This window comes from Streptomyces sp. HB132 (assembly GCF_016909575.1).
Classification (GTDB): Bacteria; Actinomycetota; Actinomycetes; order Streptomycetales; family Streptomycetaceae; genus Streptomyces.
The window spans coordinates 168,896-195,745 of the sequence record NZ_JAFBGA010000010.1 but is presented as its reverse complement, the minus strand read 5'-3'; the positions used below and the strand labels follow the sequence as shown (position 1 = coordinate 195,745).

Annotated in this window: 25 protein-coding genes; 12 read left to right on the top strand and 13 right to left on the bottom strand. The window is 72.2% G+C overall.

Going from position 1 to position 26,850, the window contains the following annotated elements; all coding sequences use genetic code 11:
• Positions 1–126: 126 nt before the first annotated feature.
• Together hemG and hemQ are read left to right on the top strand one after the other, a co-directional pair.
• Positions 127–1,614 carry a protoporphyrinogen oxidase gene (hemG, locus tag JOC24_RS22705; RefSeq protein ID WP_205022212.1) on the top strand — a complete coding sequence of 496 codons (1,488 nt, stop codon included), beginning with the start codon at positions 127–129 and terminating at the stop codon, positions 1,612–1,614.
• A gap of 4 nt (positions 1,615–1,618) precedes the next feature.
• Positions 1,619–2,332 (top strand): hydrogen peroxide-dependent heme synthase, encoded by a 714-nt coding sequence (gene hemQ / locus JOC24_RS22700; protein ID WP_205022211.1) that lies wholly within the window; start codon positions 1,619–1,621, stop codon positions 2,330–2,332.
• A 281-nt stretch (positions 2,333–2,613) separates the two neighbouring features.
• Here the strand turns inward: hemQ and JOC24_RS22695 are convergent, their stop codons facing one another.
• From JOC24_RS22695 to JOC24_RS22685, 3 genes are all read right to left on the bottom strand, one after another.
• Positions 2,614–3,390 carry a TIGR04222 domain-containing membrane protein gene (locus JOC24_RS22695; protein WP_205022210.1) on the bottom strand — a complete coding sequence of 259 codons (777 nt, stop codon included), beginning with the start codon at positions 3,388–3,390 and terminating at the stop codon, positions 2,614–2,616.
• Between the two features lie 118 nt (positions 3,391–3,508).
• Entirely contained in the window at positions 3,509–4,531 is a 1,023-nt protein-coding gene (locus tag JOC24_RS22690; RefSeq protein WP_205022209.1) for a TIGR04222 domain-containing membrane protein, read from the bottom strand.
• Positions 4,528–5,829, bottom strand: a complete 1,302-nt coding sequence (locus JOC24_RS22685) for an MbnB/TglH/ChrH family RiPP precursor modification enzyme (protein ID WP_205022208.1) — start codon at positions 5,827–5,829, stop codon at positions 4,528–4,530. Before JOC24_RS22685 ends, JOC24_RS22690 begins: the two co-directional genes overlap by 4 nt.
• A gap of 625 nt (positions 5,830–6,454) precedes the next feature.
• On the opposite strand from JOC24_RS22685, the gene JOC24_RS22680 reads away from it, so the two are divergent.
• Positions 6,455–7,813 (top strand): family 43 glycosylhydrolase, encoded by a 1,359-nt coding sequence (locus JOC24_RS22680; protein ID WP_205022207.1) that lies wholly within the window; start codon positions 6,455–6,457, stop codon positions 7,811–7,813.
• A gap of 142 nt (positions 7,814–7,955) precedes the next feature.
• Here JOC24_RS22680 and JOC24_RS22675 read toward each other — a convergent pair whose 3' ends face one another.
• Positions 7,956–8,720, bottom strand: coding sequence for a peptidyl-tRNA hydrolase (locus tag JOC24_RS22675; protein WP_205022206.1), 765 nt, complete (start codon positions 8,718–8,720; stop codon positions 7,956–7,958).
• A gap of 73 nt (positions 8,721–8,793) precedes the next feature.
• Between JOC24_RS22675 and JOC24_RS22670 the strand changes: the two genes are divergently transcribed.
• Entirely contained in the window at positions 8,794–9,471 is a 678-nt protein-coding gene (locus JOC24_RS22670; protein ID WP_205022205.1) for an AIM24 family protein, read from the top strand.
• Between the two features lie 336 nt (positions 9,472–9,807).
• Entirely contained in the window at positions 9,808–9,987 is a 180-nt protein-coding gene (locus JOC24_RS22665) for a hypothetical protein (protein ID WP_205022204.1), read from the top strand.
• Between the two features lie 15 nt (positions 9,988–10,002).
• Here JOC24_RS22665 and JOC24_RS22660 read toward each other — a convergent pair whose 3' ends face one another.
• The 4 genes from JOC24_RS22660 to zapE form a co-directional block, all read right to left on the bottom strand.
• On the bottom strand, positions 10,003–10,740 hold the full coding sequence (locus tag JOC24_RS22660; protein ID WP_374104517.1) for a polysaccharide deacetylase family protein: 738 nt from the start codon (positions 10,738–10,740) through the stop codon (positions 10,003–10,005).
• A gap of 278 nt (positions 10,741–11,018) precedes the next feature.
• The gene (locus JOC24_RS22655) at positions 11,019–12,380 is read right to left on the bottom strand and encodes a PhoX family protein (RefSeq protein ID WP_205022202.1); all 1,362 of its coding nucleotides are present in this window, start codon (positions 12,378–12,380) and stop codon (positions 11,019–11,021) included.
• Between the two features lie 144 nt (positions 12,381–12,524).
• Positions 12,525–12,950 carry an OsmC family protein gene (locus JOC24_RS22650; RefSeq protein WP_205022201.1) on the bottom strand — a complete coding sequence of 142 codons (426 nt, stop codon included), beginning with the start codon at positions 12,948–12,950 and terminating at the stop codon, positions 12,525–12,527.
• Between the two features lie 83 nt (positions 12,951–13,033).
• Positions 13,034–14,128: a cell division protein ZapE gene (gene zapE, locus JOC24_RS22645; RefSeq protein ID WP_205022200.1), complete on the bottom strand. Its 1,095-nt coding sequence runs from the start codon at positions 14,126–14,128 to the stop codon at positions 13,034–13,036.
• A gap of 37 nt (positions 14,129–14,165) precedes the next feature.
• Here zapE and JOC24_RS22640 point away from each other — a divergent pair, with 37 nt between their 5' ends.
• The 4 genes from JOC24_RS22640 to msrB all read left to right on the top strand — a co-directional run bounded on the left by JOC24_RS22640 (position 14,166) and on the right by msrB (position 17,406).
• Positions 14,166–14,936 carry a pyrimidine reductase family protein gene (locus tag JOC24_RS22640; protein ID WP_205022199.1) on the top strand — a complete coding sequence of 257 codons (771 nt, stop codon included), beginning with the start codon at positions 14,166–14,168 and terminating at the stop codon, positions 14,934–14,936.
• 159 nt (positions 14,937–15,095) lie between these two features.
• Positions 15,096–15,548: an indole-3-glycerol phosphate synthase gene (locus JOC24_RS22635; protein ID WP_205022198.1), complete on the top strand. Its 453-nt coding sequence runs from the start codon at positions 15,096–15,098 to the stop codon at positions 15,546–15,548.
• A gap of 45 nt (positions 15,549–15,593) precedes the next feature.
• Positions 15,594–16,988 (top strand): UDP-N-acetylmuramate--L-alanine ligase, encoded by a 1,395-nt coding sequence (murC, locus tag JOC24_RS22630; RefSeq protein WP_205022197.1) that lies wholly within the window; start codon positions 15,594–15,596, stop codon positions 16,986–16,988.
• A 10-nt stretch (positions 16,989–16,998) separates the two neighbouring features.
• Positions 16,999–17,406: a peptide-methionine (R)-S-oxide reductase MsrB gene (gene msrB / locus JOC24_RS22625; RefSeq protein WP_205022196.1), complete on the top strand. Its 408-nt coding sequence runs from the start codon at positions 16,999–17,001 to the stop codon at positions 17,404–17,406.
• 139 nt (positions 17,407–17,545) lie between these two features.
• Here msrB and JOC24_RS22620 read toward each other — a convergent pair whose 3' ends face one another.
• From JOC24_RS22620 to JOC24_RS22605, 4 genes are all read right to left on the bottom strand, one after another.
• Positions 17,546–19,717 (bottom strand): MMPL family transporter, encoded by a 2,172-nt coding sequence (locus JOC24_RS22620; protein WP_205022195.1) that lies wholly within the window; start codon positions 19,715–19,717, stop codon positions 17,546–17,548.
• Positions 19,718–19,757: 40 nt separating this feature from the next.
• Complete coding sequence (locus JOC24_RS22615) at positions 19,758–20,306, bottom strand: TetR/AcrR family transcriptional regulator (RefSeq protein ID WP_205022194.1); 549 nt, start codon at positions 20,304–20,306, stop codon at positions 19,758–19,760.
• 448 nt (positions 20,307–20,754) lie between these two features.
• Entirely contained in the window at positions 20,755–21,138 is a 384-nt protein-coding gene (locus JOC24_RS22610; protein ID WP_205022193.1) for a hypothetical protein, read from the bottom strand.
• 32 nt (positions 21,139–21,170) lie between these two features.
• Positions 21,171–21,644 carry a hypothetical protein gene (locus JOC24_RS22605; RefSeq protein WP_205022192.1) on the bottom strand — a complete coding sequence of 158 codons (474 nt, stop codon included), beginning with the start codon at positions 21,642–21,644 and terminating at the stop codon, positions 21,171–21,173.
• A 387-nt stretch (positions 21,645–22,031) separates the two neighbouring features.
• Here JOC24_RS22605 and JOC24_RS33845 point away from each other — a divergent pair, with 387 nt between their 5' ends.
• Positions 22,032–22,154, top strand: coding sequence for a hypothetical protein (locus tag JOC24_RS33845; RefSeq protein ID WP_275588589.1), 123 nt, complete (start codon positions 22,032–22,034; stop codon positions 22,152–22,154).
• A 28-nt stretch (positions 22,155–22,182) separates the two neighbouring features.
• Positions 22,183–23,067, top strand: coding sequence for a peptidoglycan-binding protein (locus JOC24_RS22600; protein WP_205022191.1), 885 nt, complete (start codon positions 22,183–22,185; stop codon positions 23,065–23,067).
• 100 nt (positions 23,068–23,167) lie between these two features.
• Here JOC24_RS22600 and JOC24_RS22595 read toward each other — a convergent pair whose 3' ends face one another.
• A complete protein-coding gene (locus JOC24_RS22595) occupies positions 23,168–25,582 on the bottom strand; it encodes a GTPase-associated protein 1-related protein (RefSeq protein ID WP_205022190.1) in 2,415 nt (804 codons plus the stop codon).
• Positions 25,583–25,778: 196 nt separating this feature from the next.
• On the opposite strand from JOC24_RS22595, the gene JOC24_RS22590 reads away from it, so the two are divergent.
• A complete protein-coding gene (locus tag JOC24_RS22590) occupies positions 25,779–26,615 on the top strand; it encodes an alpha/beta fold hydrolase (protein ID WP_205022189.1) in 837 nt (278 codons plus the stop codon).
• Positions 26,616–26,850 lie beyond the last annotated feature (235 nt).

Sequence of the window (26,850 nt, the reverse complement as noted above, 5' to 3'; positions counted from 1 at the left end):
AGAGTCCCCCCAGGGCGTGTTGTCGATGGCGCGGGTTCGACGTTCCGGTGCCGTCCGCGGGTTGCCGTCCCGAGGTTTCGAAGTGGTCACGTTCGGGACTCGGGACGGGTTTGAGAGAGTGGACCCATGCAGCGTCCTCTTCAGCGCGACACCACACGCACGGGCCATGCCGTCGTCATCGGCGGCGGCATCGCCGGACTCGCCGCCGCCCACCGGCTGTTGGCCTCCGGTCTCCGGGTCACCGTCCTGGAGGCCACCGCGCGGCTCGGCGGCAAGCTGATGACCGGCGAGATCGCGGGCACCCGGGTCGACCTTGGTGCCGAGTCGATGCTCGCGCGGCGGCCCGAAGCGGTCGCACTGGCCACCGCGGTGGGGCTCGGCGACCGGCTCGGACCGCCCGCCACCGCCACCGCGTCGGTCTGGACCCGCGACGCCCTGCGCCCCATGCCCAAGGGGCACGTGATGGGAGTGCCGGGCGACCCGTCGGCGCTCAGCGGTGTGCTCTCGCCCGAGGGCCTCGCCAGGATCGCCGAGGAGCGCGAACTCACCCCGACCGCCGTCGGCGACGACGTTTCGGTCGGCTCGTACGTCGCCGACCGTCTCGGCCGTGAGGTCGTCGACCGGCTCGTGGAGCCGTTGCTCGGCGGGGTGTACGCGGGCGACGCCTACCGGATCTCGATGCGTGCGGCCGTGCCGCAGCTCTTCGAGGCCGTGAAGGAGGGGGGCCCGCTCCTCGACGGGGTACTCCGCATCCAGGAGAGGGCCGCCGCGCGGCAGCAGACAGGACCGGTCTTCCAGGGCATCGAGGGGGGCATCGGTACCCTGCCGGGCGCCGTGGCCGACGCCGTGCGGGCCGGGGGCGCCGAGATCCTTGAGGAGACCCCGGTGCTCGGCCTGACCCGGACCGGCGAGGGCTGGGACGTGCGCACCGACGGCCGGGTGATCACCGCGGACGCCCTCGTCCTGGCCACCCCCGCCTGGTCCGCGTCCACGCTGCTCGCCGCCGAGTGCCCGGCGGCCGCCGTAGAGCTCGCCGCCGTCGAGTACGCCTCGATGGCCCTGGTGACCATGGCCTTCCGGCGCGCCGACATCGCTGGGACCGACGCACTCCGGGGGCGCTCCGGATTCCTCGTACCGCCCGTCGACGGCCGCACCATCAAGGCCGCGACCTTCTCCAGCAACAAGTGGCAGTGGGTCGCGGACGCGGCCCCCGACCTCTTCGTGCTGCGCACCTCCGTCGGACGCTACGGCGAGGAGGAGCACCTGCACCGTGAGGACTCCGAGCTCGTCGCCGCCTCCCTCGCCGACCTCGCCTCCGCGACCGGACTGACCGCCCGTCCCGTGGACACCGAGGTCACCCGGTGGATCGGCGGGCTGCCCCAGTACCCCGTCGGACACCTCACCCGGGTCGCCCGGATCCGCGACGAGGTCGCCAAGCTGCCCGGTCTGCGGGTGTGCGGTGCCGTGTACGACGGCGTCGGGATCCCGGCCTGCATCGCGAGCGCCCACCGTGCCGCGGACGAGATCGTCCAGGACCTCACGGGCGCGCACGCGGGAGAGATCGACAACACGCCGACCCGGGTTCGGGGCACGGGGAGCGAGGCGGGACAATAGCCGTATGAGTGCGCCAGAAAAGCTTCCGAACGCAGGCAAGAAGGCCAAGGACCTCAACGAGGTCATCCGCTACACCCTGTGGTCCGTCTTCAGGCTGAAGGACGTCCTTCCGCTCGACCGCGCCGGTTACGCCGACGAGGTCCAGGAGCTGTTCGACCAGCTCGCGGCCAAGGACATCACGGTCCGTGGCACCTACGACGTGTCCGGTCTGCGGGCCGACGCCGACCTCATGATCTGGTGGCACGCGGAGACCTCCGACGAGCTGCAGGAGGCGTACAACCTCTTCCGGCGCACGAAGCTGGGCCGCGCCCTGGAGCCGGTCTGGTCGAACATGGCGCTCCACCGCCCCGCCGAGTTCAACAAGTCGCACGTGCCGGCCTTCCTGGCCGACGAGACCCCGCGCGACTACATCAGCGTGTACCCCTTCGTGCGCAGCTACGACTGGTACCTGCTGCCCGACGAGGACCGCCGCCGCATGCTCGCGGACCACGGCAAGATGGCCCGTGGCTACCCCGACGTGCGCGCCAACACCGTCGCCTCCTTCTCGCTGGGAGACTACGAGTGGGTGCTCGCCTTCGAGGCCGACGAGCTGTACCGCATCGTCGACCTCATGCGTCACCTGCGGGCCTCCGAGGCGCGGCTGCACGTCCGCGAGGAGGTCCCCTTCTACACGGGCCGCAGGAAGTCCGTCGCAGAATTGGTGTCCGGACTCGCATAGCCAGCGTTTCCGGTCATCCCGACCCGGAAGATCAGTTGGCGGGCAACGGCGTGTGTGACGCCGCCCGTCGTTCCAGCGACACCGGGTCCGGTGCCGGGTACACATCGGCCGACGGCCGGCGAACGGTCGCGGACCGCGGGGGAGTCAGCCATTCCTCCCCGCGGACCGTCTCTCCTCGCCGGGTCCGGCCGATGTGTCCCGGGCCGCACAACTCGATATGACAGCACCGGGGCCGCACCCTTGTGGGCGGCCCCGGTGCCGTGCGGCCCCGGACCGACGGATCAGAATCCCGTCCGGGCCCCGCCGAGCATGGCCGCTCTCAGGTCCGGGTCCTCCAGGGCTCCTACGCCCCGTACCGCCACCGCCGCCAGAAGATCGCGGTCCGCGCCGCGCGCCGGTGCCGGCAGCGAGTCCAGCCAGTGCTGCCCCGACGGGGAGGCCCACGGGCTGTAAGGGTGGTTCTCCATCCGGGCGATGGCCAGGCAGCCCAGCGTCAGCACGAGCGGCAGCCCGAACCAGGCGGCCACCGGACCCGCGTGGCCCGCTCCCTGACCCGGCATCAGCATGGCGACGGCCGCCAGGGCCACCACCAGCACCGCTGCGCCACGCACCCCGCGTACGGCCGATTCCAGGCTCGTCCGGGTGCCGTGCGGTACGGCGAGCCCCGCCGCGACCAGACGGTCGGCCAGGGAGCGTACGGCGTCGGCCGCCGCGGCGGCGGCCCGGAGCGGGGCTATCCGGGACTGACCTTCCGGGCCGATCGCGCGGATCACGGTGCGTTCGACCTCGTCGCGCCCCTCCGGGTCGACGACCGTCGCCCAGCCCGTGTGGGCGAGCAGCAGCCGGCGCCGCAGGTGCATGGAGACGAGCGCCAGATCGGCCACCCGCTGCGGTCCGCCGGCCAGGAACGCCGTTTCGTACAGGTTGAGTTCAGGGGAGGCGGCGGCCCGGTCGGTGCCGGGTCGCCGCTGGGCGGCACCCGCGGTGACGAGGCACAGCCGGATGCAGGTGACGGCGGCCGCACCCCACGCGACCAGAAGGAGCATGACCCAGAGCATGGCCGAGTTCTATGCGAGACCGGTAGGAAAGCGCCATGCCCTGTTCACCATATGGACGCAACTCGGTCACAGGTGGTCGTCTGTGTCTGGATTCGTGAGCCCGGCAACTCCGCGCCGCTCAGGAACTGCTGCCGCAACTGGATCCGCCGCCGCAGCTCGATCCGCTGCTGCAACTGGACCCGCCCCCACCGCCACAGCTCGATCCGCTGCTGCCGCAGCTCGACCCCGAGCCGCACGTGGATCCCGTTCCCGAGTCGCCGCCTCCGCCGGTCGAGCCCCCGCAGCTCCCGCCACCGGGACTCGTCCCGGCGCACCACACGACCGGTACGAACGCGGGGCCGGTGCCCGATGCGGAGGACGGAGAGGTCGACCGGGGGCGCCCTGCGGGCCGTTGCCGGGCGGCGGCCACCAACTGTCCCTGCAACTCCGGGTCGGGGAGCGCACGCAGCCCCAGGGTGGCCACCGCGTGGGCCGGGTCGGTCAGATGCGCGCTGGCCACCCGGTAGTCGTCGGCGGCCCTGCGTCCGGCACGGGTGAGCCGCGCGTTGGCCGCCGCCGCGGTGCTCAGACCGACCACGATCCCGGTCAGGAGCGCCGGCAGCACCTTCACGATGAAGGGGAACGGGGGGTCCGTGTACCCGTCGTGCCGGACGAACTCGGAGATGGTCAGCGCGATGCCGACCGGGAAGCCCAGGAAGCATCCGATGAACAGCGTGCGCGCCCAGGCCCGCCGCCGCCGGCTCTCGCCGGGTGCGACCAGCAGGCCCCGGGCGGCGAGACCGTCGCCGATCTCCTGCACCGCCGGGTGCCGCATCACGGCCTCCCGCAGGGTGTGCAGGGCGCCGCTCGGCGCCGCGGTCAGCTCCTGGAGCACGGCGCGTTCCACCGAGTCGTGTGCCTCGTTCCGCCGGACCGCGACGATGCCGGGGCCACCGACGGCCAGCCGCCCGTCCGAGTGCAGGCGGGTGAGAGCGGTGTCCACCACCCTGGCGGGGCCGCCGCTGAGAAAAGCCTCCTCGTACAGGTCGTGCACGTATGCCGCCGAGCCGCTGCCGCGCGACCCGGCACTGCTGGTCGCGATGATCAGGAGAGTCGAGGACACGGCGACGGCGAGTGTCAGCAGGAGGGCGAGCGTGTTCATCGGGGTCCCCTTCCCAGGAGGGCGGTGCGGGTGGCGTGGACGAGACGGGCGGCGCGGCGCGGCGGACGCGGCCCAGCCCGGTCCTGCCACCAGCGGGTCAGGCGTCGCCTGGACGCCTCGTCGGCCGGCTGGCCCGAGACCAGGAGCTGCTCGGCGAAGCCGAGGGCGTCGCGGCGGTAACCGGCGGACATCGGCCAGCTCTCGGCGTACGCGAGGAACGCCTTCCGGTAGCCGGCGCCGAGGATATCGGGCAGCTCCGGTGCGACCTTGGCGACGACGTCGGCCCGTTTCCCGGCCAGGGCACGGCTCTGCACCCCGAGGCGCCGGTGGTCGAAGCCGTCCGGTACCGGGGTGCCGGCCACCAGGGCCGAGAGCAGCGCGGTCTGCGCCACGGCGGTCCGGTCGCGGGCGCCCGCGGGGCGGACGCCGGGCTCCTGCGGCCGGGCGGGCCGCCGCCGGCCCTTCGGCGGCGCGCCGGCCGCCGCGTCCAGCGTGCCGCGGATCGCGTTCAGTTCACCGGCCAGCTCCTCGGTCGGCGGGAAGTCGTCGTCGCGCTCCAGCAGGACCCCCGGCGGGTCGACGCGGGAGCGCAGCTGCGTCAGGACGTCCAGCACGGGGCGTGTCACCGGGTGGGCGTGCGTGTCGTGCCAGACGCCGTCCTTCTCGACGCCGCCCGCCACGTGGACGTACGCGATGGCCTCCACCGGCAGTTCGTCCAGCGCGGTCGCGGGGTCCTCGCCGCGGTTGACGTGGTTCGTGTGCAGGTTGGCGACATCGATCAGCAGTCGCACGCCGGTGCGTTCGACCAGCTCCGCGAGGAACTGCCCCTCGGTCATCTCCTCGCCGGGCCAGGAGATCAGCGCGGCGATGTTCTCCAGGGCCAGCGGGACGGGAAGCGAGTCCTGGGCGATCCGCACGTTCTCGCACAGTACGTCCAGGGCGTCCCAGGTCCGGGGCGCCGGCAGCAGATGGCCCGCTTCCAGCACCGGTGACGCGGTGGGCGGACCTCCCGCTCGTACGAATGCGATGTGCTCCGTCACCAAGGGCGTTCCGAGCAGCTCGGCCCGCGCCGCCAGGCCGGCGAGGCGTCCGGGATCGGGGCGGCCGGCTCCGCCCAGGCCGAGCGAGACCCCGTGCGGGACGACCGTGACCCCGCGATCCCGCAGGCGCACGAGGGACTCGGGGAGGTGGTCCGCGCAGAGGTTCTCCGCGACCGCCTCGACCCAGTCGATCCCCGGCAGCGCCTCGACGGCGTCCGCGATCTCCGGGCGCCATCCGATACCGATTCCCAGCTTCATGGTGTCCCCTCCCCGTTCCGTGCAGGGGTCATGGCCCCGTCAGGTTCCTGCGAACCCGGAAGAGGGGACGTTCAGAGCTTGATTTGAGGTTCCCGGGCGGTTCCGGGCTGGGACGTTATTCGACCGTGATGTCCCCGGCGTGCCGGTCGGCACCCCATCGACCTGCGGAGACGGGCAGGTCGCGGATATGCCGACGAGCCGGACACCCCGGATTAATTCCGCGGTCCGTTGACGGAGATCAACAGGGGTTCGCATGCTGATCGACATGCCACCCGAGGACGGCCCTGCGGCACGCTTCCGGCGGGACCCGACGAGCGCGTACCCGAACTGCCGGGTGGAGCCCCCGTGTCCGGGCGGTGCAGCGGCGGACACCCCGCCGGGCCGTCACGGACGGCTCCGTACGGCGGCGGCTCGGATCCCGTAGCCGGCGAGGTCAGTGACGTGCCGCCACCCGGCCGTCCGGCCGGCGCGCCGGCTGCGGTGGAGCGACCGGACCACCAAAACCGCGACCGTGGCCCGGCGGTCCTGCACCCTCGCCGACGGCCCTCCCTGAGGGCACCGGCTTCCCGGCGCCCGGGCCTCCCGGGCTTCCGGGCTTCCTGACGAACGAAGGAGAACGTGACTGATGACCAGCACCGAGAACGGGCCGCAGCTCGGCCGGCGGTCCCTGCTGTCCCGCGCCGCCGGAGTGGGAGCGGCGGCGGCGCTGCCCGTGGTCGCGGCGCCCGCGGCGCAGGCCTCGGCCGAGCCGGCTCCGACCGCCGCCGCTCGGGCCGCGGCGCGGCGACGCCATCCGGCGAACTGGCCGGACCCCGAGCCCTACGGTCTGGCGGACACCCGGCCGGACCTGTGGCCCCGGGAGGACAACTCCTTCGTCCTCCCGCTGGAGCTGCGCCCCCGTGACAAGGAGCGCGGAGTGGTCTGGATGCGGGACACCTACGTCAACTGCTTCGTCGTCGACGGCCGTCCGCTCTACGTCGCCACGGGCACCACCCGCGTACCCGGACTCGAAGCGGCCGGCCCGTGGAACGACGGCATCTTCGTCTGGACCGCCCGCTCCCTCAGAGGCCCGTGGAGGTTGGCCGACACGACGGGAATCCGGCCCGGGGCGGAGAAGGGCAAGGTGTGGTCGCCCGAGTTCACCGACGAGAACCGGCCCGGGCGCACGGTGGTGGCTCCGTGGCAGGAGTACTGGTACGACGAGCAGTTCGGCAAGCGCGGCCAGGCGTGGGCCCCTGAGCTGCACCGTTTCCGCGGGAAGTGGTACATCGTCGCGTGCATGGGGGACCACTCCGAGAAGGTGGGCTCGTTCATGCTCGTGAGCGAGGGCGGGGTCGAGGGCCCGTACAGGCTCGTCGAGGGGAACCTGGAGAAGCCCTTCGGGGACTCGTTCATCGGGGGGCCCAGCTTCATCAAGCCTGGCGCCTACCACCACATCGACGGCAGCCTCTACTCCGAGGGCGACGACGCGTGGCTGGTGCTGCACAACAACCTGTACGCGAAGTTCCGCGACGACATGGAGGACATCGTCCCGGCGACGAACCTCCCCGCGTTCAAGCAGACCCCGTACGCGCCGGAGCCGTATCTCGAGGGCGCGTACGTCTTCAAGCACGGAGGGAAGTACTTCCTCCTCCACGCCGCATGGGACTGGACGTCGGTCAATGCCGACGGCACCCCTCGCCAGGCCTACGACCCGGGCGGCACCGGTCGCGTGCGGTTCCAGTACGACGCGGTCGTCGCGGTCTCCGACAGCTTCGAGGGCCCGTACTCCGAGCGCTGGACGGCCGGTGTCGGCGCCGGCCACAACAACTTCTTCGAGGACTCCGACGGCAGCCTGTGGGCGACGTTCTTCCGCAACCCGAACTTCGGTTACTGGTCGAACCCGTCGCGGGTGGCCGAGTCCGCAGTGCCCGGCGTCGTACGGGTGGAATGGACCGGTCCCAAGGGCAACCGCCTGTACATCCGGCGCCGGGACCAGGACTGAGGGCTGCCCCGTGGTCCGGCAGGCGGGCACGCCGCCTGCCGGAGGGCAGTCAGGGCCGAGGCGGCGGAGCCGTGCTCGGTGGCACCGGACGCGAGGGGAAGGACCGGTCGCCCGCCGGCCGGCTCGTCCCGCACCGGGTGGATCAGCGGCGGAGGGCCGGGTGGTCGGCGACGACCGTGCAGGATCCCGGGGCGACCTCGGTGAATCCGGCGTCCCGCACCACCGGCAGACCGCTCGCGGTGAGGGCGCGCCAGTGGGCGGCGTCCGGGGTGGCGACGGCGAGCGGGAACCCTGCCTCGCGCCAGGCCTTGCGCTCCGTGTCCGACAACTCCCACCAGGCGAGCTGCGCGCCGTGACCGGCCTGGGCCATCGCCTTGCCCGCAGACATGGCGACGTCCGGGTTCATCCAGAGCACCGGACCGGCCGGATCGGGCGCGGCCGGGGCCTGCGGGTCGTCCAGGTCCGTGCCCGACACCTGGAGCTTCGCCAGCTCCTTGGGCCAGCCGTCCAGGGGAACCGGCGGGAACACCCTCACCTCGGCGTGCTCGCCCGTGACCGTGATGCCGGGCAGCGCGGACGCCTTGCGCCACTCCGCGCCGCGCGCCCGGCGCACCACCTTGCGGATGCGGGCGTCCTGCCAGTCGCGCACGGACTGCGCCCACTCGCCTTCGGTCCCACCTTCGTCCTCGCCGAGCGAGCGCGGGTCCGAGAGGATCGTGAGCACCGCACGGGCGGCGGTCACCAGGGCGTCGTTGCGCGCCGGGGGATCGGTCTTCTCGAGGTGCACCACCAGCGGCAGAACGAACTGCGGGGCTTCGTCACGGGGCGTCGGTTCCACCCGGAAGGGGCTCTCGGCGGAGGCCTCCGGCGCTGCGGGAAGGGGCTCGGGAATGCTGTCGCTGCTCACGCACCCCAGTCTGCCAGGACCTCGGACGACCCGTTCTTGGCGGAACGGAGGGCTCCGGGTGAGGATGCACGGCATGAAGAGCGACATCTTTTCCAGTGAGCACATGGCGCAGCCGGCCACCGCCCCCGGCATGACCCTGCAGAACGCCAAATCCATCAAATACGCCGTCAACGGTGAGATGCACGCGCGTCAGGGATCGATGGTCGCCTTCCGGGGCAACCTCCAGTTCGAGCGCAAGGGCCAGGGCATCGGCGGCATGCTGAAGCGCGCGGTGACCGGCGAGGGGCTCGCCCTGATGGCGGTCACGGGCCAGGGCGAGGCGTGGTTCGCCCACGAGGCGGCCAACTGTTTCATCGTGGAGATGGAGCAGGGCGACGTCCTCACCATCAACGGCCGCAACGTCCTGTGCTTCGACGCGAGCCTGTCCTACGAGATCAAGACCGTGAAGGGGGCCGGAATGACCGGTGGCGGCCTCTTCAACAGCGTCTTCAGCGGATACGGCAAACTCGGCCTGATCTGCGACGGCCAGCCCATAGTGATCCCCGTCTCGGCCCAGCAGCCGGTGTACGTCGACACGGACGCGGTCGTCGGCTGGAGCGCCCAGCTCTCCACCACGCTGCACCGCTCGCAGAGCTTCGGTTCGATGGTGCGCGGCGGATCCGGCGAGGCGGTCCAGCTGATGCTCCAGGGCGAGGGGTTCGTGATCGTACGTCCCAGCGAACTCAAGCCGGAGAAGACCTCGTCCAGCTGATTCCGCGGGGGCGGGGCCGCCGTACGGCCTGCCGCGCCCACGGGCCCCGCGCGGGCCGGGGAGTGGTTGGCGCCGGTTCGGGGCCACCACACCTCCCCCATGCACCCTCGCGGAACCCTCCCCGGGCACCAGCCGGGAGGTCGCCGTCGCGCCGGCACTCCTCGCGGGGCCGGACTGCTCGGCCGGGGCGAGGCATGCGTGAGGCCCGGGCGAGGCACGCGTGAGGCATGGACCGGACTCGACGCAGCGGCCCGTGACGAAGAACCGGACCGCGTCGCCGCCGAGCGGATCGCCGACGGCGGTCGCCGCTCCGCGCGAGTGAGTACGCTCGTACACATGGATGATGCGTACTGCGAGACGCCCGCGCCGGCCCCCGCACCCGCGGACGCGGGTCCGCCGTATGCCGAGTGCGTGCTGTGCCGGAAGCCGACCGAGTACCCGGAGTCGACGAGGGGCAGCACGCTCTGCCCGGTCTGCGCCTGGCAGGAGGCCGGCCGCAACGCCTGTTCCGGCTGACGCGACGGGGCGTGCTCAGCCGCGCATCAGCTCGGAGACCTTGACGAAGCGGTATCCGCGCTCGCGCAGCTCCGGGACGATCCGGCGGACCGCCTCATCGGTGACGGGCGCCGCGCTGCGGGTGCAGTGCATGACCACCAGCGACCCCGGCTCCACCCCTTCCAGCACCTGTTCGGCCACCGCGTCCGCGTCCGTGGCGAAGGCGTCCCCGCTGACCACGTCCCACTGGACGGCGGTCACCCCGGCCGGGGCCAGGGCCTTCAGGGAAGCGTCGTCGTAGCAGCCGCCGGGGAAGCGGAAGTACGGCACGACATTGCGCGCCCCCGTCGCCCGGATCGCCGTGAAGGCCCGCTCCACATCGCGGCGCATGTCCGCCTTCTCGACGGCCGGCAGCCCGTAGCAGGGCGAGGAGAAGGCGTGGTGGCTGAACGAGTGGTTGCCGATCTCGAACAGGGGATCGGTGCCGATCGTGCGGGCCTGGGCCGGATACTCCTGCGCCCATCTGCCGGTCATGAAGACCGTCGACGGGACCTTCAGCCTGCGAAGCGACGCGATCAGTCCGGGATTGTCGAAGTGCTCGCCGCCGGCCGCCCTTGGCCCCTGGTCCGCCGTCATGTCCGCGTCGAAGGTGAGCGCCACGACCTTGTCGGGCCCGTCCGCCTCGTCCCGGGGACCGGAGGCGGAGCCGGTCCCGGAGCCCTCCGCCCGTCGCTCGAAGACCGGCGTGCGGCCCCCGGGGCCGGGGGCGAGCACGGGGGCTCGCTCTCGGGATTCGGCGACGGAACCCGCGACGGGGACGGCTGTCCCGTCGCGGATTCCGCAGGAGCCGTCGGAAGCGCGGCGGTCCTGGCACGGGTGGCCCCGGAGCTTCCGCAACCGACGAGCACCCCACTCAGAACAGTCAGTACGATCATCGTACAAGCGGGTTTGATCACCGAAGGACGTTAGCTGATGATCAATCAGATGATGCTCACGGCACTCCGGCCGCCCGGCGGCCGGAGTGCCGTATCACCCGCCTGCTCGTGCCCCGGTCAGCGCCAGGGGCCCGTCACCGCGAACGTCGTCCCCGGTGTGTAGCAGTTCACGAACATCGTCCCGCCGTCCGGTGAGAAGGTGACGCCGGCGAACTCGCCCCACTCCGGCTCCTCGGCCGTCCCGATGTTCTGTCGCCCGCGCGCCATCGCGTAGACCTCGCCGCGACGCGTCACCCCGAGTACGTGCTGCGCGCCGCCCCCGTCCTCACAGACCATCAGACCGCCCCCGGCGGCGAGGCAGATGTTGTCCGGGGACTCACCCGGCAACTGGATGTCGGTGTCCGGACCGAAGACGATCACCAGGGTGAGCCGTCGCCGCTTCGGTTCGTAACGCCACACCTGGCCGAAGTGGTCTGCGGCCGAGCCCTCGGCGCTGTGCGCGAAGCTGGAGACGAAATAGACCGACGAACCGCCCCAGTAGCAGCCCTCCAGCTTCTGGGCGTGCGTGATGCCCTTGGGTCCGAAGTCCTGCAGCCGGATCGGCGTCTCGGCCGCCTGAGGATCCGGGACGGGGACCCACTCGACCCGGTCGAAGCTCGCACCCGTCTCCTGGATGGCGGAAAGGTCGGGGACGCCGGGGACCCGCATGGCCTCGAGCGCGCCGCCGGCCCGCAGGGAGCCCGTCCCGCCGAGCGGCTTCTCGGGGAGGAAGCGGTAGAAGAGTCCGAACGGCCTGTCGAACGCGTCCTCGGTCTCGTACACGATGCCGTTCCGCGGGTCGACCGCGATGGCCTCGTGCTGGAAGCGGCCCATCGCGGTCAGGGGGACCGCCCCGGTGCGGCGCGGGTCGGCGCCGTCCACCTCGAAGATGAAGCCGTGGTCCTTCGTGTAGCCGTTGGTGCCGGCCTTGTCCTCGGTCTCCTCGCAGGTCAGCCACGTGTTCCACGGGGTGGGGCCACCCGCGCAGTTGACGGCCGTACCCGCGATGGCGACACGCTCGCCGCGGACGTTGCCGCGACCGTCGATCTCGAGTGACGTACACCCGCCCTTGCCCATGGGGTCGTAGGTCAGGCCCTCGACCGTGGGCACACCGATCTTTCCGGTGACGCGGTTCTCGTGGTTGCGCACGAGGTGTACCCGGCCGTTCCGCCCGGCGAAGGCGGCCATGCCGTCGTGGTTGCTGGGGACCTGGCCCTCGCCGGAGCGGAGCGGGTCGCCCTCCCGGGAGAGCACCCGGTAGCGGAAACCTTTCGGCAGATCGAGCAGGCCGTCCGGGTCCGGCACGAGGGGGCCGTAGCCGCTGTGGCCCCGGGCCTCTGCGGTGCCCGAGAAGAGTTCGGTGAAGGCCCCGGCGAAAGCGACGGAGGCCGCGGTCGCGGCGCTCCCGGCCAGGACCTGACGTCGTGTTGCGGATGACATGAGGCAACTCCCTGTTGGCGGACAGGTGAAGTGACCCGCATGTGTGTAGCACGCAACGCGCCGCGCGGGAACCATGCGAGCCACGATGCCTCCTGTGTCCCCGCTGTGTCCCCGGGGCGGAAGAGGCCCCGGGGACGGCAGGTGTCAGGCCAGCGACGCGGTGAGCGTGATGGTGGTGCCCGAGAGCGCCTGGCTGACCGGGCAGTTCGCCTTGGCGTCCTCTGCGGCCTTCACGAAGCCCGCCTCGTCCAGACCGGGTACCTCGCCCTCCACCGTGATGTGGATGCCGGTGATGCCGGTGCCGGGCTGGAAGGTGACCTCTGCCTGGGTGTTCAGCCGGGTGGGCGGGGTGCCCCCCGTGGCCAGGCCGTTGGAGAGGGCCATCGAGAAGCAGCTGGAGTGCGCTGCCGCGATGAGCTCCTCGGGGCTGGTCTTGCCGTTCGCCTTCTCCGCGCGGGACGGCCAGGAGACCGGGTACTCCCCGATTCCTGAGGAGTCGAGGGTGACGACGCCGCTGCCCTCGAGCAGGTTGCCTTCCCAGACCGTGTGCGCCTGACGCGTGGTAGCCATGATGGATCCCTTCAAACGGTGTGCGCGGTCATACGGACGTACGCGGCACCCGGAGGCACCCGCACGTCCTTCAACCCCCGAACCTACTGCGCCACCAGTCCCTTTGCGTCACGCGCCAGCGCCGTCAGCCGCGAGATGGCCCGGAAGTACTTCTTCCGGTACCCGCCGTTCAGCATCTCGTCACTGAACAGCCGGTCGAAGGGCAGGCCGGAGGCGAGCACCGGGACCTCACGGTCGTACAACCGGTCCGCCAGCACCACCAGTCGCAGCGCCGTCGACTGGTCGGGCACCGGCTGCACGTCGGTGAGGCAGACCGCCGTGAGCCCGTCCGTCAGTGCGCCGTACCGGCTCGGATGGACCCGGGCGAGATGGTCGAGCAGCGCCGGGAAGTCGTCGAGCGCGGCTCCGGGAGTCGCGTACGCCGCCCTGGTGACCTGGTCGTCGGAGTACGGCGGCGGTGCCTCGGGCAGTCCCCGGTGGCGGTAGTCCTCGCCGTCGATCCGCAGCGGCCGGAAGTGCGAGGAAAGTCCCTGGATCTCGCGGAGGAAGTCGACTGCCGCGAATCGGCCCTCACCGAGCTTGCCGGGGAGCGTGTTCGACGTGGCGGCCAGCGCGACCCCCGCTTCGACGAGCCTGCTGAGCAGCGACGACACCAGGACGGTGTCGCCCGGGTCGTCCAGCTCGAATTCATCGATGCAGAGCAGCCGGTGCCCGCTCAGGGTCCGCACGGTCTGCTGGAAGCCCAGCGCGCCGACCAGGTTCGTCAGCTCGACGAAGGTGCCGAAGGCCTTGAGCGAGCGGTCCGCGGGGGTCGCGTGCCAGAGCGAGGCCAGCAGATGGGTCTTGCCGACGCCGTAACCGCCGTCGAGATACACGCCGCGGGGCCCGGCGGGCGCCGCGGCGGGCTTCCTGCCGAACCACCTGCGCCTGCCGCCTCCCACCGCGTGCGCCCCGCCGAGCCCGGCCGCGAAGGAGCTGAGGACGTGGACCGCCTCGGTCTGACTCGGCTGGTTCGGGTCGGGGACGTACGTATCGAAGCGCACCGAGTCGAAGCGGGGCGGCGGGACCATCTCGGCGACCAGACGGTCGGCGGGGACGCGCGGCTCGAGGGCGCACAGTGACTGCGGGGCCGTTTCGGCTATGGGGCTATGCCCCGGCACGGCTGTGGAGGACGACACAACTCTCCACCTTAAGGGCCGTGCCAGACTGCTGCGCATGCGACGCCTGCTCCCTGTGACGGACCTGACAACCCCGGCCGCTGCCGCCGACCGCGAGTGGACGCTCGACGAGCTGGCGGACGCCTACGCGTATCCCGACGGCGGCCTCCCCTGGCTCCGCGCCAACATGGTCTCCACCCTGGACGGCGCCGCACAGCACGACGGCCGCTCCCAGGGCATCTCGTGCCCCGCCGACATGCGGATCTTCGGAACCCTGCGAGGCCTGGCCGACGCGGTCGTCGTCGGGGCCGAGACGGTCCGCCAGGAGGGCTACCGGCCCGCGCGGGCCCGCGAGGCCTTCGCCGCCCGGCGTGAGGCCGCCGGGCAGGGACCCGCCCCGGCCATCGCGGTGGTCAGCGCGAGCCTGGACCTGGACTTCTCCCTCCCGCTCTTCGTCTCGCCGCTGGTCCCGACGCTCGTGCTCACCGGAGCCGCGGCGCCCCCGGACCGGGTCCGGGCCGCGCGGGAGGCGGGAGCGGAGGTGCTGGTGGCCGGCGACGGCGCCGGCGTCGACCCGGCGCGCGCGGTGGGGGAACTGGCCGCCCGGGGCCTCACCCGGCTCCTCACCGAGGGCGGGCCGCGCCTGCTCGGCCAGTTCGTGGCGGCCGGCGTGCTGGACGAGCTCTGCCTGACCCTGTCCCCGCTGCTCACCGCCGGAGGCGCACAGCGCATCGCGGGCGGGCCCGCCGTCCCGGTACCGGAACGTTTCGCTCTCGTCTCGCTCCTGGAGGAGACCGGATTCCTCTTCACCCGGTACGGGAAGATCTGACACTTAGCGGAATTACCCGTTCCGGTTGGCCTCGGGTGGGCACACTTAGTCCTGCTACCCCCGTGCAATTGCGGGGAAGGATGGTTTCAGCAACAACGGCCGTCCCCACGGCCGACGAGATGAAGCGGAAGGGCGCCTGCCGTGTTCACAAGCGTTTTGATGATCGAGAAGCCCCTCACCCCCGAGGACGTGGACTTCGTCACCACCCTTCACGGTGAGGAGCGGATCTCGTTCGTCGTACTGATGCAGCCCCGCAGTGACCAGGCCGACGTACTGCTGCGCGCGATCGACGACGTCGCGATCGGTGAGCTCAGGGAAGCCGTCCGCGAGGGTGACCGGCCGGAGGGCAAGGAAGCCCGTGAGCCCGCCGAGATGGCGCTCGAGTACTCGCTCCGGGAGCTGCGCGAGGCCGGCTCAGAGGCCGTCGGCCAGGTGGTCGAGGACCATCCCCTGGACAAGCTGAAGACCGTGGTCGACGACTCCGGGGCCGACGAGGTCATCGTGCTGACCGCGCCGCACTACGTCGAGGAGTTCTTCCACCGCGACTGGGCCTCCCGGGCCCGTCACAAGGTCGGCGTACCGGTGCTCAAGCTCTTCGCGCACAGCGAATAGGCTGTGGCGGAACCAGAACCACCTCACAGCTCGGGAGAGAGACGTATGGCACCCGGTATTCCTGCCGCCCTGGAACGGCCGCACTTCATCGGCATCGGCGGCGCCGGAATGTCGGGCATCGCGAAGATCCTCGCCCAGCGCGGCGCCAAGGTGGCGGGCAGCGACGCCAAGGAGTCCGCCACCGCGGAGGCCCTGCGCGCGCTGGGAGCCACCGTCCACATCGGACATGCCGCCGGACACCTGGCCGACGACGCGACCTCGGTGGTCGTCTCCAGCGCCATCCGCGCCGACAACCCGGAGCTGGTCCGCGCCGCCGAGCTGGACATCCCCGTCGTGCACCGCTCCGACGCGCTCGCCTCCCTGATGGAGGGCCTGCGGGCCATCGCGGTCGCCGGCACGCACGGCAAGACCACCACCACGTCGATGCTCGCCGTCGCCCTGTCCGAGCTGGCGCTCGACCCCTCGTACGCCATCGGCGGCGACCTGGAGGGCCCCGGCACCAACGCCACGCACGGCGACGGTGACGTCTTCGTCGCCGAGGCCGACGAGAGCGACCGGAGCTTCCAGAAGTACGCCCCCGAGGTCGCGATCGTCCTCAACGTCGAGCTGGACCACCACGCGAACTACGCGTCGATGGACGAGATCTACGAGTCCTTCGAGACCTTCGTCGGCAAGGTCGTCCCCGGCGGCACCCTGGTCATCGCCGCCGACCAGTCCGGGGCCGTGGAGCTGACCCGCCGGGTCCGTGAACTGTCCTCCCTCACCGTCGTCACCTACGGCGAGTCCGAGGGTGCGGACGTCCGCGTCCACAAGGTCACCCCGCGCGGGCTGACCAGCGAGGTCACGGTCGTCCTCAACGGGAAGTACCTCACCTTCACGGTCTCCGTACCCGGCCGCCACTACGCGCACAACGCGGTCGCCGCGCTCGCGGCCGGTGTCGCCCTCGGTATCCCGGCGCACAACCTGGCCTCCGCCCTCGGCAAGTACACCGGGGTCAAGCGCCGCCTCCAGCTCAAGGGCGAGGCGGCCGGCGTCCAGGTCATCGACTCGTACGCGCACCACCCCACGGAGATGACCGCCGACCTGGAGGCCATGCGCGGAGCGGCGACCGGTGCCCGCCTCCTGGTGGTCTTCCAGCCCCACCTCTTCTCCCGCACCCAGGAGCTCGGCACGGAGATGGGCCAGGCACTCGCCCTCGCCGACGCCTCGCTGGTCCTGGACATCTACCCGGCCAGGGAGGACCCGGTCCCGGGCGTCACGAGCGCACTGATCATCGACGCCGCGAAGACCGCCGGCGCCGATGTGACGGCCGTCCACGACAAGGCGGACATCCCCGCTGCCGTCGCGGGAATGGCGAAGCCCGGCGATCTGGTTCTCACCATGGGAGCGGGCGACGTCACCGACCTCGGCCCGCAGATCCTGGACCACCTGTCGAGCTGAGGGAGCCACCGTGTCGTACGACGTCGAGAAGCCTGACGAGCAGTGGCGGGCGGAACTGTCGCCCGCCGAGTACGCGGTGCTGCGCAAGGCCGGCACCGAGCCCGCCTTCGTGGGTGAGTACACCGACACCAGGACGGCGGGCGTCTACTCATGCCGTGCCTGCGGTGCGGAGCTGTTCCGCTCCGACACCAAATTCGAGTCGCACTGCGGCTGGCCGTCCTTCTACGACCCGAAGGACACCGACGCGGTCGAGCTGATCGTGGACAACAGCCTCGGCATGACCCGCACCGAGGTGCGCTGCGCGCGCTGCGGCTCGCACCTGGGGCATGTCTTCGAGGGCGAGGGCTATCCCACGCCCACGGACCAGCGTTACTGCATCAACTCGATCTCGCTGACGCTGGCGCCGGACGAGAGCTGAGTACCCGGTCGGGACGTCGGCCGGGCCCGGCCCCCCGCGGACGGCCGCCCGTCAGGAGAAGCGCTCCTGACGGGCGTTCCGGGCGGGTCGGCCCCGCGCCGCCGGTGCCGCGGGCCCCGAGCCCGCGGCACCGGCGTACTCACGTCTTCACGAGCTCCGCCGGATCCCGCTGCACCGGGATCTCCCGCTGCAGCCGCTCGCCCTCGATGTCGAGGTCGGGCAGGATCCGGTCGACCGGTCGCGGCAGCCACCAGGCCGCGCGTCCAAGAAGGTGCATGACGGCCGGGACGAGGGCCATGCGGACGACGAAGGCGTCGACGAGCACGCCGATCGCCAGGGCGAATCCGATGGACTTGATGATCGGGTCGGGCATGAACACGAATCCGCCGAAGACGGCGGTCATGATCACCGCCGCGGCCGTGACCACGCGCCCGTTGTGGCCGACCCCGCTGACGACGGACTCACGGGCGTCGGCGCCGTGGACGAAGTCCTCCCGCATCCGCGAGACGAGGAAGACCTCGTAGTCCATGGCCAGCCCGAAGAGGATGCCGATCAGGAGGATGGGCAGGAAGCTGACCAGCGGCCCGGGGGTGTCGAGGCCGACCAGATCCGCCAGGTGGCCCTCCTGGAAGATGGCGACGGTGATCCCGAAGGTGGCGCCGATGGTCAGCAGGAAGCCCAGCGCAGCCTTGAGCGGCACCAGGATCGACCGGAAGACGAGCATCAGCAGCAGGACGGACAGCCCGACCACCAGCAGGAGGTAGACCGGCAGCGCGCCGGCGAGCTTCTCGGAGACGTCGATGCCGACGGCGGTGGCACCGGTCAGGGAGATGTCGGCGCCCTCGACCCCTGTCACCCGGTCGCGGATCTCGTTGACGGTGTCCTCGGTCGCCGCTGCGGTCGGCCCCGTCTCGGGGATCACCGCCAGGAGGGCGGTGGTGCCCTTCTCGTTCAGCTGCGGGGGAGCGACGGCCAGCACTCCGTCGGTGTCCATGATGAGCGCGGCCGTCTCCTTGGCCGCCGCACCGGTCGCCTGCGCGGTGTCACCGGACACGACGGCGACCAGACGGCCGTTGAAGCCCTCGCCGAACCCCTCGGTGGTCAGGTCGTAGGCCTCGCGGTTGGGTGACCCGACCGCCTCGGTGCTCGCGTCGGGCAGTGCCAGACGCATGTCCTGCACCGGCAGGGCCAGGGCGCCGAGGCCGACCACCCCGAGAATGAGGAGGGGGACGCGCAGACGTGCCACGATCCGGCCCCATCGGAAGCCGAATCCCGCCTCGGACTCCGCGGGGGCGGCAGCGGGGGCCCGGTCCTTGGTCCGCTGCTTCCGGGGCAGGACGCGGTTGCCCGCGAACCCGAGGGCGGCCGGCAGGAGTGTGAGGGACACCAGCACCGCGAGGGCGACCGTGGCCGCGGCGGCCAGGCCCATGACCGTGAGGAAGGGGACGCCGGCGACGGCGAGCCCTGCCAGCGCGATGACGACGGTGGCGCCCGCGAAGACTACGGCCGAACCGGCTGTTCCGGCCGCCCGGCCGACCGCTTCCTCCCCGTCCATGCCTTCCGAGAGATAGTGGCGGTAACGGGAGGTGATGAAGAGGGCGTAGTCGATGCCGACGGCCAGTCCCAGCATGAGCGCGAGGATGGGTGCGGTGCTGGTCAGCTCGACGGTGCTGCTGAGGGCGAACAGCCCGGCCATGCCGGCGCCCACGCCGACCAGGGCGTTCAGCAGCGTCATGCCCGCCGCCACCAGGGAACCGAAGGTGAGGACCAGGACGAGGGCGGCGACCGCGACACCGAGGATCTCGGTCGAGCCGACCTCCGGCACGCCCCGCATGATCTCGCCGCCGTGTTCGACGCGCAGGTCGGGTACGGAGGCGCCCGCCTCCGAGAACGCCTCCCGCTGCGCGTCCGTGATGCCGTCCACACCGGACTTGAACTGCACCTGGATCAGGGCGTAGCGGCCGTCCGGCGACACGGCCTTGGACACGAAGGGGTCCATGGCCGCGAGGACGCCGGGAACCTTCCCGGCCTCGGCGGTCACCGGGGCCACGGACGAGGGTGTGAGTTTCCCGCCCTCGGGCGCGGCCACGACTATGGTCCCCGTCGCGCCACTCGCCTGCGGGAACTCCCGTGCGAGCGAGTCCAGGGCTTTCTGGGACTCGGTTCCAGGGATCGAGAACTTGCTGGTGGTGGGGCCGCTGAAGGCTGCGGCGCCCCCTCCGAGCAGTGCGAGCAGCAGGAGCCAGAGGGCGAGGACGCGGCCTCGGCGGCGGAAGGACAGCCGGCCTAGCCGGTACAGCAGGATTGCCATGCGAAAGAGGCGTCTTTCTCTTCGGACCGGGCGACTTCCGTCAGCCGGTCGGACGGCCGAGGGTTCTCAGTGCTCCCTGGACCATTTCGGTACGCATCGTGCCGGGGTCGACGTCCACGTCTCCGGCGACCGTGACAGCCACGCCGCCGATCACCATCTGCGCCATGATCCGGGCCCGTGGTTCCTGCGAACGTCCGGCCAGCGCATCCGCGAGCCGGTCGATCGCCCGGGGGATGACGGCGAGTGCCGGATGACCGAGCATGTCGGGCAGTTCGGCGAAGATGATCTTCACCTCCAGGTGGAAGCGCATCGCCAGGCCGACGAAGCCGGTCACCGCCGGCTCGACGGCCTGATCGCCGTTCAGAGCCTCCAGTTCCTCGTTCATGGCGGTGAGGCTCTCCGCCGGTGGAGTCAGCAGTTCGGCGAGGATCGCGTCCTTACCGGCGAAGTGGTACAGCAGGGAGGCTTTGGAGCAGTGGGCCTCGACTGCGATGTCGTGCAGCGAGGTCCCCTTGAAGCCGTGCTCGGCGAAGAGGCGCAGTGCGGCGTCGAGGATCTGACGGCGCATCGCGGAAGGCGGACGTGGCATGGGCTCACTTTAGTTGACCGATCGGTCAGACCTGACCGATCGGTCAGGGTTCCTCCGTGACGCCCGTCACCCCCCGCCTCGCGCGGTCGCGGCCGACTCCGCTGCCCGTACGACCCACTGGCCCGGGAGAGGGGGAGGGCCGCGCCTGACATTGCCCGGTCTTTGTCGCGGAGCATGGCGGAGAGGGCCCGGCCCGGTCGTCCGGCGGGGCGGGGTGGGGCGGTGCCTGTCCCGTGCTTCCCTCGGGCGATCCGCTCGGGCTGCCCGTGCCCCTTCCGGGAGGGCTGTTCGCCGCGGATCGAGAGCCCGGGACCCGCGGGTCAGGGGGTGGAGTCGGCGCGGGCGCAGGCGGCGAGGTGGGCGGCGGTCGGGGGGTGCGCCCGCGTTGCCGACACCGATCGGCGTTCCGTCGGGCATCGCGATCGCCGCCGGCTGCGACGGTGTCGGATCAGCCTCGTCGACGGCGCCGCGCGAGGGCGCCGGCGACGACCATCGCCGCGGTGGTGCCGGCGGCGGTCCAGAACAGGAACTTGGCAGCCGGCCCGTTGGCCGTCCGCAACTCCCCGTCCGCGTGCAGGCAGAACGAGTCGGGCGGGAAGTACTGCGAGACGGGAGTACTGCGCGTGCCGTAGCAGGGCGACGTGTCGGGAAAGAGCGTCGGCTGCGCGCGCTGCGAGAGAATCAGGCCGACGGACACGGTCAGCCATCCGGCCAGCAGGAAGACGATCAGATTCCAGCCCGGGATCCTCGCGCGCCGCCCCAGCGGCCGGACGAGGGTGGCCAGCAGGGCGAAAGCGGCAAAAACGACGCAGAGTAAGAGCACGACCTTCATGATCCAATGATCACATGCCCGCCGGACAGGCCCTACTGGTCCTGGTCGGACTCCGTGCCCACCTCGGCCCGCAGCAGCGGGTGCACCACCCCGGGGAAGACCCGTGCCCGTACGACCTCCTCGGCCGCGCCGCCCTGCACCACGGTCTCGGCCACGCCCCAGGGGCGCCCTGCCAGGTGGACGGTCAGCGTGTACGACGCCGAACAGCCCATGCACTCGTAGCGGTCCGCCCAGGTCTCCACGTCCGTGACACTGCCCGGGTAGCGCTTCACGTGCCGGTGCCGGGCGTGGCAGCGGTCGCAGGTCTCGCCGGGCTCGCAGGTGCCGCCGCACGGGCAGGGCACGTCCAGCGAGTCGGCGGGCTGCCAGCGCTGGATGAGCCGGGCGTCGCGAGTGGCGCCCATGTCCTTCATCGCCTTCAGGTTCCGCGCGGCGACGTTGTAGGACTCGCCCGTCGCGGCCATCCGGTCCCGGATCACGTCCTTGCGCCCGCGGTTCGTCGTCATGTCTTCCTCCTGGGTGTACGCAGCCCGCCAGGAGGCCCACGAAATCGTCCTCCCTACGGTACCTGCCGCTTCGCACCCGCGGTCCCGGTCACCCCGCCCGCCGGAAGACCGGCTTGCCGGGACGACGGGGACGGTTCCCGGACGAGCCGCACCCCTCGGTCGGGCGGCGTCCCGGACTCCACCCGTACCCGCGGCGCCGGAGCCGGGCGTCGGGCTCCCGGAGCGGCGGCGGCCCTGGGCGTACGGAGCACGTCGCGGCGCGGCTGCGGGCGGGGCCGCCCGGATCGAGGAGGGCGGCCGACTGTCGCTGGGGGACGCAGGGCGCGCGTACGACGGGGCGGGCCGGACATCCCGGCCCGGGGACTTCCCGACCGTTACGCCCGGTCCGTGACGGGCGGAGCCGAGGGGCCGACGGACGCCGAAGCGGAAGCCGAGGTCACGGAGAACGCCGCCGCCGGTTCGGACGGCCGGACGGCGGGGCAGGACGACGAGGGACAGCCCGAGAACTGACGCAGCACCTGGGTAAAGGAGCACCACGATGGCAACGCCTCTGTCCGCCGACAAACTGCTCAAGGCCCTGCGGGACGAGGGTCTGCATGTCGTCGAGCACCGGAGCTGGCGCACGCACAACCGCAACCACAAGGGCTCGTGGGGGCCCGTGCACGGGGTGATGATCCATCACACCGTGACCTCGGGAACCCAGAGCTCCGTCGAACTCTGCTACAACGGCCACTCGAGTCTCCCGGGCCCGCTGTGCCACGGGGTGATCGCCAAGGACGGCTCGGTCCACATGGTCGGTCACGGCCGCGCCAACCACGCCGGACTCGGCGACGACGACGTCCTGCGCGCGGTGATCAACGAGACGTCCCTGCCCGCCGACAACGAGGCGAACACCGACGGAAACCGCTCCTTCTACGGCTTCGAGTGCATCAACCTCGGTGACGGCAAGGACCCCTGGCCGACAGCCCAGTTGGTGGCCATCGAGAAGGCGGCCGCGGCGATCTGCCGGGCCCACGGCTGGAACCAGCGCTCGGTGATCGGCCACAAGGAGTGGCAGCCGGGCAAGATCGACCCGCGCGGGTTCACGATGGACTCGATGCGCGGCAGGGTCAAAACACGTCTCGGAGGCGAGCCGGACGGCCCGTCGAAGCCGCCCACCCCCAAGCCCCCGGCGAAGTACGAGCCGTTCCCCGGAGCGGCGTACTTCCGGGTCGGACGACGCAGCGCCGTCATCACGGCGATGGGGAAGAGACTGGTGGCCGAAGGCTGCGGAAGGTACGAGGTCGGCCCCGGCCCGGACTGGTCCGAGGCGGACCGCAAGTCGTACGCCGCGTGGCAGCGCAAACTGGGTTACTCGGGGAGTGGCGCGGACGGCATCCCGGGCAAGGCGAGTTGGGACAGACTGAAGGTGCCCAACGTCTGAGCCGGCGGTGTGACGCCGGTGCGGCGGTCCCCGTCCCGTCCCGCGGAGGCGAGGACCGCCACCCCCGGCCGCCCCACGCTCATCCCCCGGCCGTCCACGCTCACCCCCGGCGCACCCGCCCGACGATCCTTCTGCCGAGGCGCCCGATCGAGCGTGACGGCCGGTTCCAGGCGCGGAACGCGTCGAGGGTGCGGCTGCTCCCCTCGCGCTCCACGGCCTCCTCCACCGCGGCGAGATCCTCGGCGGAGAGCACGCGCACCGCGGGACGCAGCACCTCCTCCAGCAGGCCGGTCCGGGCCGTGGTCCAGTCGCCGCCCGCGTGCGGGTGGGCGTTCCACACGATGAAGCAGTCGGCCACGTACGAGGGGTCCGCCCGCAGCAGCGCCGGGACCCCGTCGCGGCGGGCCGCCCGGCCGTACGCCGCGATCAGTTCCGCGTCCCCGCTGTGCACGAACGCGTACAGCTCCTCCCCGGGCCGGCCCGGGGCGAGGAGCCGCTCGGCCAGGGCCGCGAAGGCGTGCTCCAGGGCCGTGGGCTCGGCGGGTTCGGCACGGCTGCGCAGCGTCCTGGCACGGTCCGCCCAACCGGGTTCGGCCGTCCCGGAGCGCATCTCGCGCGCGAAGTCCAGCAACAGCAGGCAGGCGCGCACCCGGGATCCGAGCTCCTGGGGGAATGAGCGCAGCAGCTCGCGGGCGAGTTCGGGAGCGTCGTCGTCGCCGGACGGGGCGGCGAGCGCGGCATCGACCAGGTGCGCCCAGGTGCCGGCCGTCCGGTGGGCGTCGGACGTGGTCTCGCCCAGCAGCGATCGGGCCTCGCCCGCCGTCGGGGTCTCCTTCCCCCACACCAGGCCGACAGCGGTCCTCAGCACGAGGGGCTCGGCGAACGGGGACATGCCCGCCGCGCGCAGCACCGTGTTCAGGGTCCCCACCCGGTCCGCACCCCGCGCCCTGGCGCCCGGTGCCCCGGCACACATCCGCAGGTGCGGCAGGGACTGCGTCCCGGTGAACGGCAGGGCCACCCGGACCAGCAGTCCTTCCGTGTCCGCCGGGTGGTCCGGGGCGAGCCGGTCCAGCTCACCCAGGAGCGCCGTACGGATGTCGAACTGCTCGTCCAGCAGGTCCGGCAGCGCGCGGCACGCACCCGCCTCCGGGTCGTCGAGCAGCGCACGGGCCAGCCGGCCCACGACACCGGGAAGCAGTTCCGCGCAGTCCACGCCGAGGAGCCGGACGATCCGCAGCAGCTGCACGGTCCGCGCGACGCCCCGGGGCGCCCCGGAGGCGAGCTCGGCCAGCAGTTCGTCGCCGAGTTCCTCGACCAGCCCGGCCCGCGCGCGCTCCCCGTCGGCCTCCTCGAACGCCGAACGCGCCGGCGGTTCCAGGGCCACATCGCCACCCCGCACGGCCTCCGTCACCAGCAGTGCGGCCAGCGGTGCGGTGACCGAGGCGGGGCAGCGGCCGTCGAGCGCCGTCAGCAGCCGGAGCGCCGCGGCGCACTCCGCGGCCGTACGGTCGTCGGCGGGCGACGTCAGCGCGTCGGTCAGCTGCCTGGTGCGCTTCTCGTCCAGCGCGTAGGGCCGCTCGGCCGCCCAGTCGGCCGCCGCGGCCCGCCCGTCGGACCCGAGGACGATGCCGGCGCCGAGCGCGGTGACGGCGAGCGGCCCCGCGGCGAACGGCTCGCCCGGCAGTTCCGCCGCGTCCCGGAAGAGTTCGGGGGACCGGTTGCGCCAGATCCGGGCGGCGGTCCCCGCCCACGCGTCGTCCGTGGTCCCGGAGGGGCGCGGGCCGGCGGCGGCGTGCACGCGGAACCGCGGGTCACGGGCGTCCGGAGCGTCCTCGGGAAGGACGCCGACGACCTGGTGCGTGGTGCGTCCCGGATGCCGGGTGTACGTGGTGAACGTCAGACGCTCGGCGTGCTCCCGGGGCAGTACGGCGACGGCCAGCGCGACCCATCGGGCCACGTCCGCGCTCTGCCGCTCGACGAGCACCACGGTTGGCGCGGCCGGGTCCTCGCTCACGCGGCGCAGATCGCTGAGGACGGCGGCGAGCCACGGACTGCGGGACACAGCGAAGTCGCCCAGCCCTTCACGGGTGAGCCCGCGTGAGGGGCCGTGCGCGGTGCACATCGAGGTCAGGGGATCGGGCGGCGTGCGGTCCGGCGTCGTGGAGAGCCACCCCGCGGCGCCCCACGCGGCGACCGGGAGGACCCGGCCGGGTATCGGCGTACCGGGCAGGAGGTGCACGGCGTGCGCGTGGAATCCGCCCGCGCCCGTGGCCACCGTACGGCTCAGCAGGTGGCTTCCGTCGGAGAGCGCGGCGAAGCCGAACGCCACGGGCAGCGAGCGGATCCGGGCATCGGTGAGCCCCTCGGCCGTCCCCTCCGGAGCCTCGTAGGCCAGAAGAGGTGCGGCCTCCGCGCGCACCGGCCCGGCTATCGCGGGGTCCACGGCGGTGAACCGGCCGGCGGGCACCCCGTCCCCGGACGTCACGGCGGTGTAGTGCAACTGCGGGAGGCTCATGCGTAGGCCCTCATCGTCCCTGCCACGTGCGTCCCCGTCACACGCACCGGCCGCCGCTCGCCGCCCTGTCGGTGCGGCCCGGCCCGGCGGAGCGACGACCCCGGCGGGGAGCTTTCCGTAGTCGTGCGGGCGACGCTATCAAGCCCTGACGCACTGTTGGGCCGCAAGCCGTTCGGGGACGTTCTAGGTTGGCCCCATGGCCGAAGTGACGCTTTCCGCAGGAGTGGTCGAGTACGAGGACACGGGCGGCGACGGGCCCGTGGTGGTCCTTCTCCACGGGGTGGCGATGAACGGTTCGCTCTGGCGCCACGTCGTCGCCGGTCTGCGCCCCGATTTCCGCTGCGTCGTACCCACGCTCCCGCTGGGGGGCCACCGCAGACCGATGCGCCCCGACGCCGATCTGACGGTCCTCGGAGTTGCCCACCTGGTGGCGGAGTTCCTGGACGAGCTGGATCTGGAGGACGTCACCCTGGTGATGAGCGACTGGGGTGGGGCTCAGGCACTCGTCGCGGAGGGCAGGGACCGGCGGATCGGCAGGCTGGTGATCACGTCCTGCGAGGCGTTCGACAACTTCCCGCCCGGCCTGCCCGGCCGCAATCTGTACGCCGCGGCGAAGGCGCCCGGTGGACTGCGGCTCGCCTTCGCCCTGCTCAAGCTGAAGCCCGCGCGCCGACTTCCCATGACCTGGGGGTGGATGAGCAGGCGGCCCGTCCCGCACGACGTGATGGACGACTGGTTCCGTCCCCTGTGGACGTCCGCCGCCATCCGGAGGGACCTGCGGGCGTACGTGCTCGGGGTGCCGCCCCGGGACGAACTCCTGGCATGGGCACAGGCGCTGCGCACCTTCGACCGGCCCGCGCTCGTCGTCTGGGCAGCCGAGGACAAGGTCATGCCGCCCGCGCACGGCCGACGGCTCGCGGACCTGCTGCCCGAGGGCGAACTCGTGGAGGTCGCCGACAGCTACACCCTCATCCCCGAGGACCAGCCGCAACGGCTGACCGAGGCCATCCGGGGCTTCGTCCCGCTGCCGTGACGAAGCCCGGCCGACCGGTGGCGAGGAACGGCGGCCACGTCACGGCGTACGAGGAACGGGCGTACGAGGAACCGGCGTACGGGGCCGGCATCCGGAGGGGCGCCGCAGCCTGGAGGATCGTTCCGACGGGTGGTCAGCCGCGGCCGATGCGCTGGTGGGGGCGACCGCCCGAGTGAATCCGGCGTCGTACCGGCGGGCGAACCGGGTGGTATATGTGCGGTGGACAGCCCCGAGG

Coding starts and splice junctions, on each gene's coding strand:
- JOC24_RS22680 (WP_205022207.1), top strand. CDS start 6,455: ATGACCAGCACCGAGAACGGGCCGCAGCTCGGCCGGCGGTCCCTGCTG.
- JOC24_RS22685 (WP_205022208.1), bottom strand. CDS start 5,829: ATGAAGCTGGGAATCGGTATCGGATGGCGCCCGGAGATCGCGGACGCC.
- JOC24_RS22670 (WP_205022205.1), top strand. CDS start 8,794: ATGAAGAGCGACATCTTTTCCAGTGAGCACATGGCGCAGCCGGCCACC.
- JOC24_RS22695 (WP_205022210.1), bottom strand. CDS start 3,390: ATGCTCTGGGTCATGCTCCTTCTGGTCGCGTGGGGTGCGGCCGCCGTC.
- JOC24_RS22650 (WP_205022201.1), bottom strand. CDS start 12,950: ATGGCTACCACGCGTCAGGCGCACACGGTCTGGGAAGGCAACCTGCTC.
- JOC24_RS22635 (WP_205022198.1), top strand. CDS start 15,096: ATGATCGAGAAGCCCCTCACCCCCGAGGACGTGGACTTCGTCACCACC.
- JOC24_RS22615 (WP_205022194.1), bottom strand. CDS start 20,306: ATGCCACGTCCGCCTTCCGCGATGCGCCGTCAGATCCTCGACGCCGCA.
- JOC24_RS22665 (WP_205022204.1), top strand. CDS start 9,808: ATGGATGATGCGTACTGCGAGACGCCCGCGCCGGCCCCCGCACCCGCG.
- JOC24_RS22600 (WP_205022191.1), top strand. CDS start 22,183: ATGGCAACGCCTCTGTCCGCCGACAAACTGCTCAAGGCCCTGCGGGAC.
- hemG (WP_205022212.1), top strand. CDS start 127: ATGCAGCGTCCTCTTCAGCGCGACACCACACGCACGGGCCATGCCGTC.
- JOC24_RS22640 (WP_205022199.1), top strand. CDS start 14,166: ATGCGACGCCTGCTCCCTGTGACGGACCTGACAACCCCGGCCGCTGCC.
- JOC24_RS22595 (WP_205022190.1), bottom strand. CDS start 25,582: ATGAGCCTCCCGCAGTTGCACTACACCGCCGTGACGTCCGGGGACGGG.
- JOC24_RS22590 (WP_205022189.1), top strand. CDS start 25,779: ATGGCCGAAGTGACGCTTTCCGCAGGAGTGGTCGAGTACGAGGACACG.
- JOC24_RS22605 (WP_205022192.1), bottom strand. CDS start 21,644: ATGACGACGAACCGCGGGCGCAAGGACGTGATCCGGGACCGGATGGCC.
- JOC24_RS22655 (WP_205022202.1), bottom strand. CDS start 12,380: ATGTCATCCGCAACACGACGTCAGGTCCTGGCCGGGAGCGCCGCGACC.
- JOC24_RS22690 (WP_205022209.1), bottom strand. CDS start 4,531: ATGAACACGCTCGCCCTCCTGCTGACACTCGCCGTCGCCGTGTCCTCG.
- JOC24_RS22610 (WP_205022193.1), bottom strand. CDS start 21,138: ATGAAGGTCGTGCTCTTACTCTGCGTCGTTTTTGCCGCTTTCGCCCTG.
- murC (WP_205022197.1), top strand. CDS start 15,594: ATGGCACCCGGTATTCCTGCCGCCCTGGAACGGCCGCACTTCATCGGC.
- JOC24_RS22620 (WP_205022195.1), bottom strand. CDS start 19,717: ATGGCAATCCTGCTGTACCGGCTAGGCCGGCTGTCCTTCCGCCGCCGA.
- hemQ (WP_205022211.1), top strand. CDS start 1,619: ATGAGTGCGCCAGAAAAGCTTCCGAACGCAGGCAAGAAGGCCAAGGAC.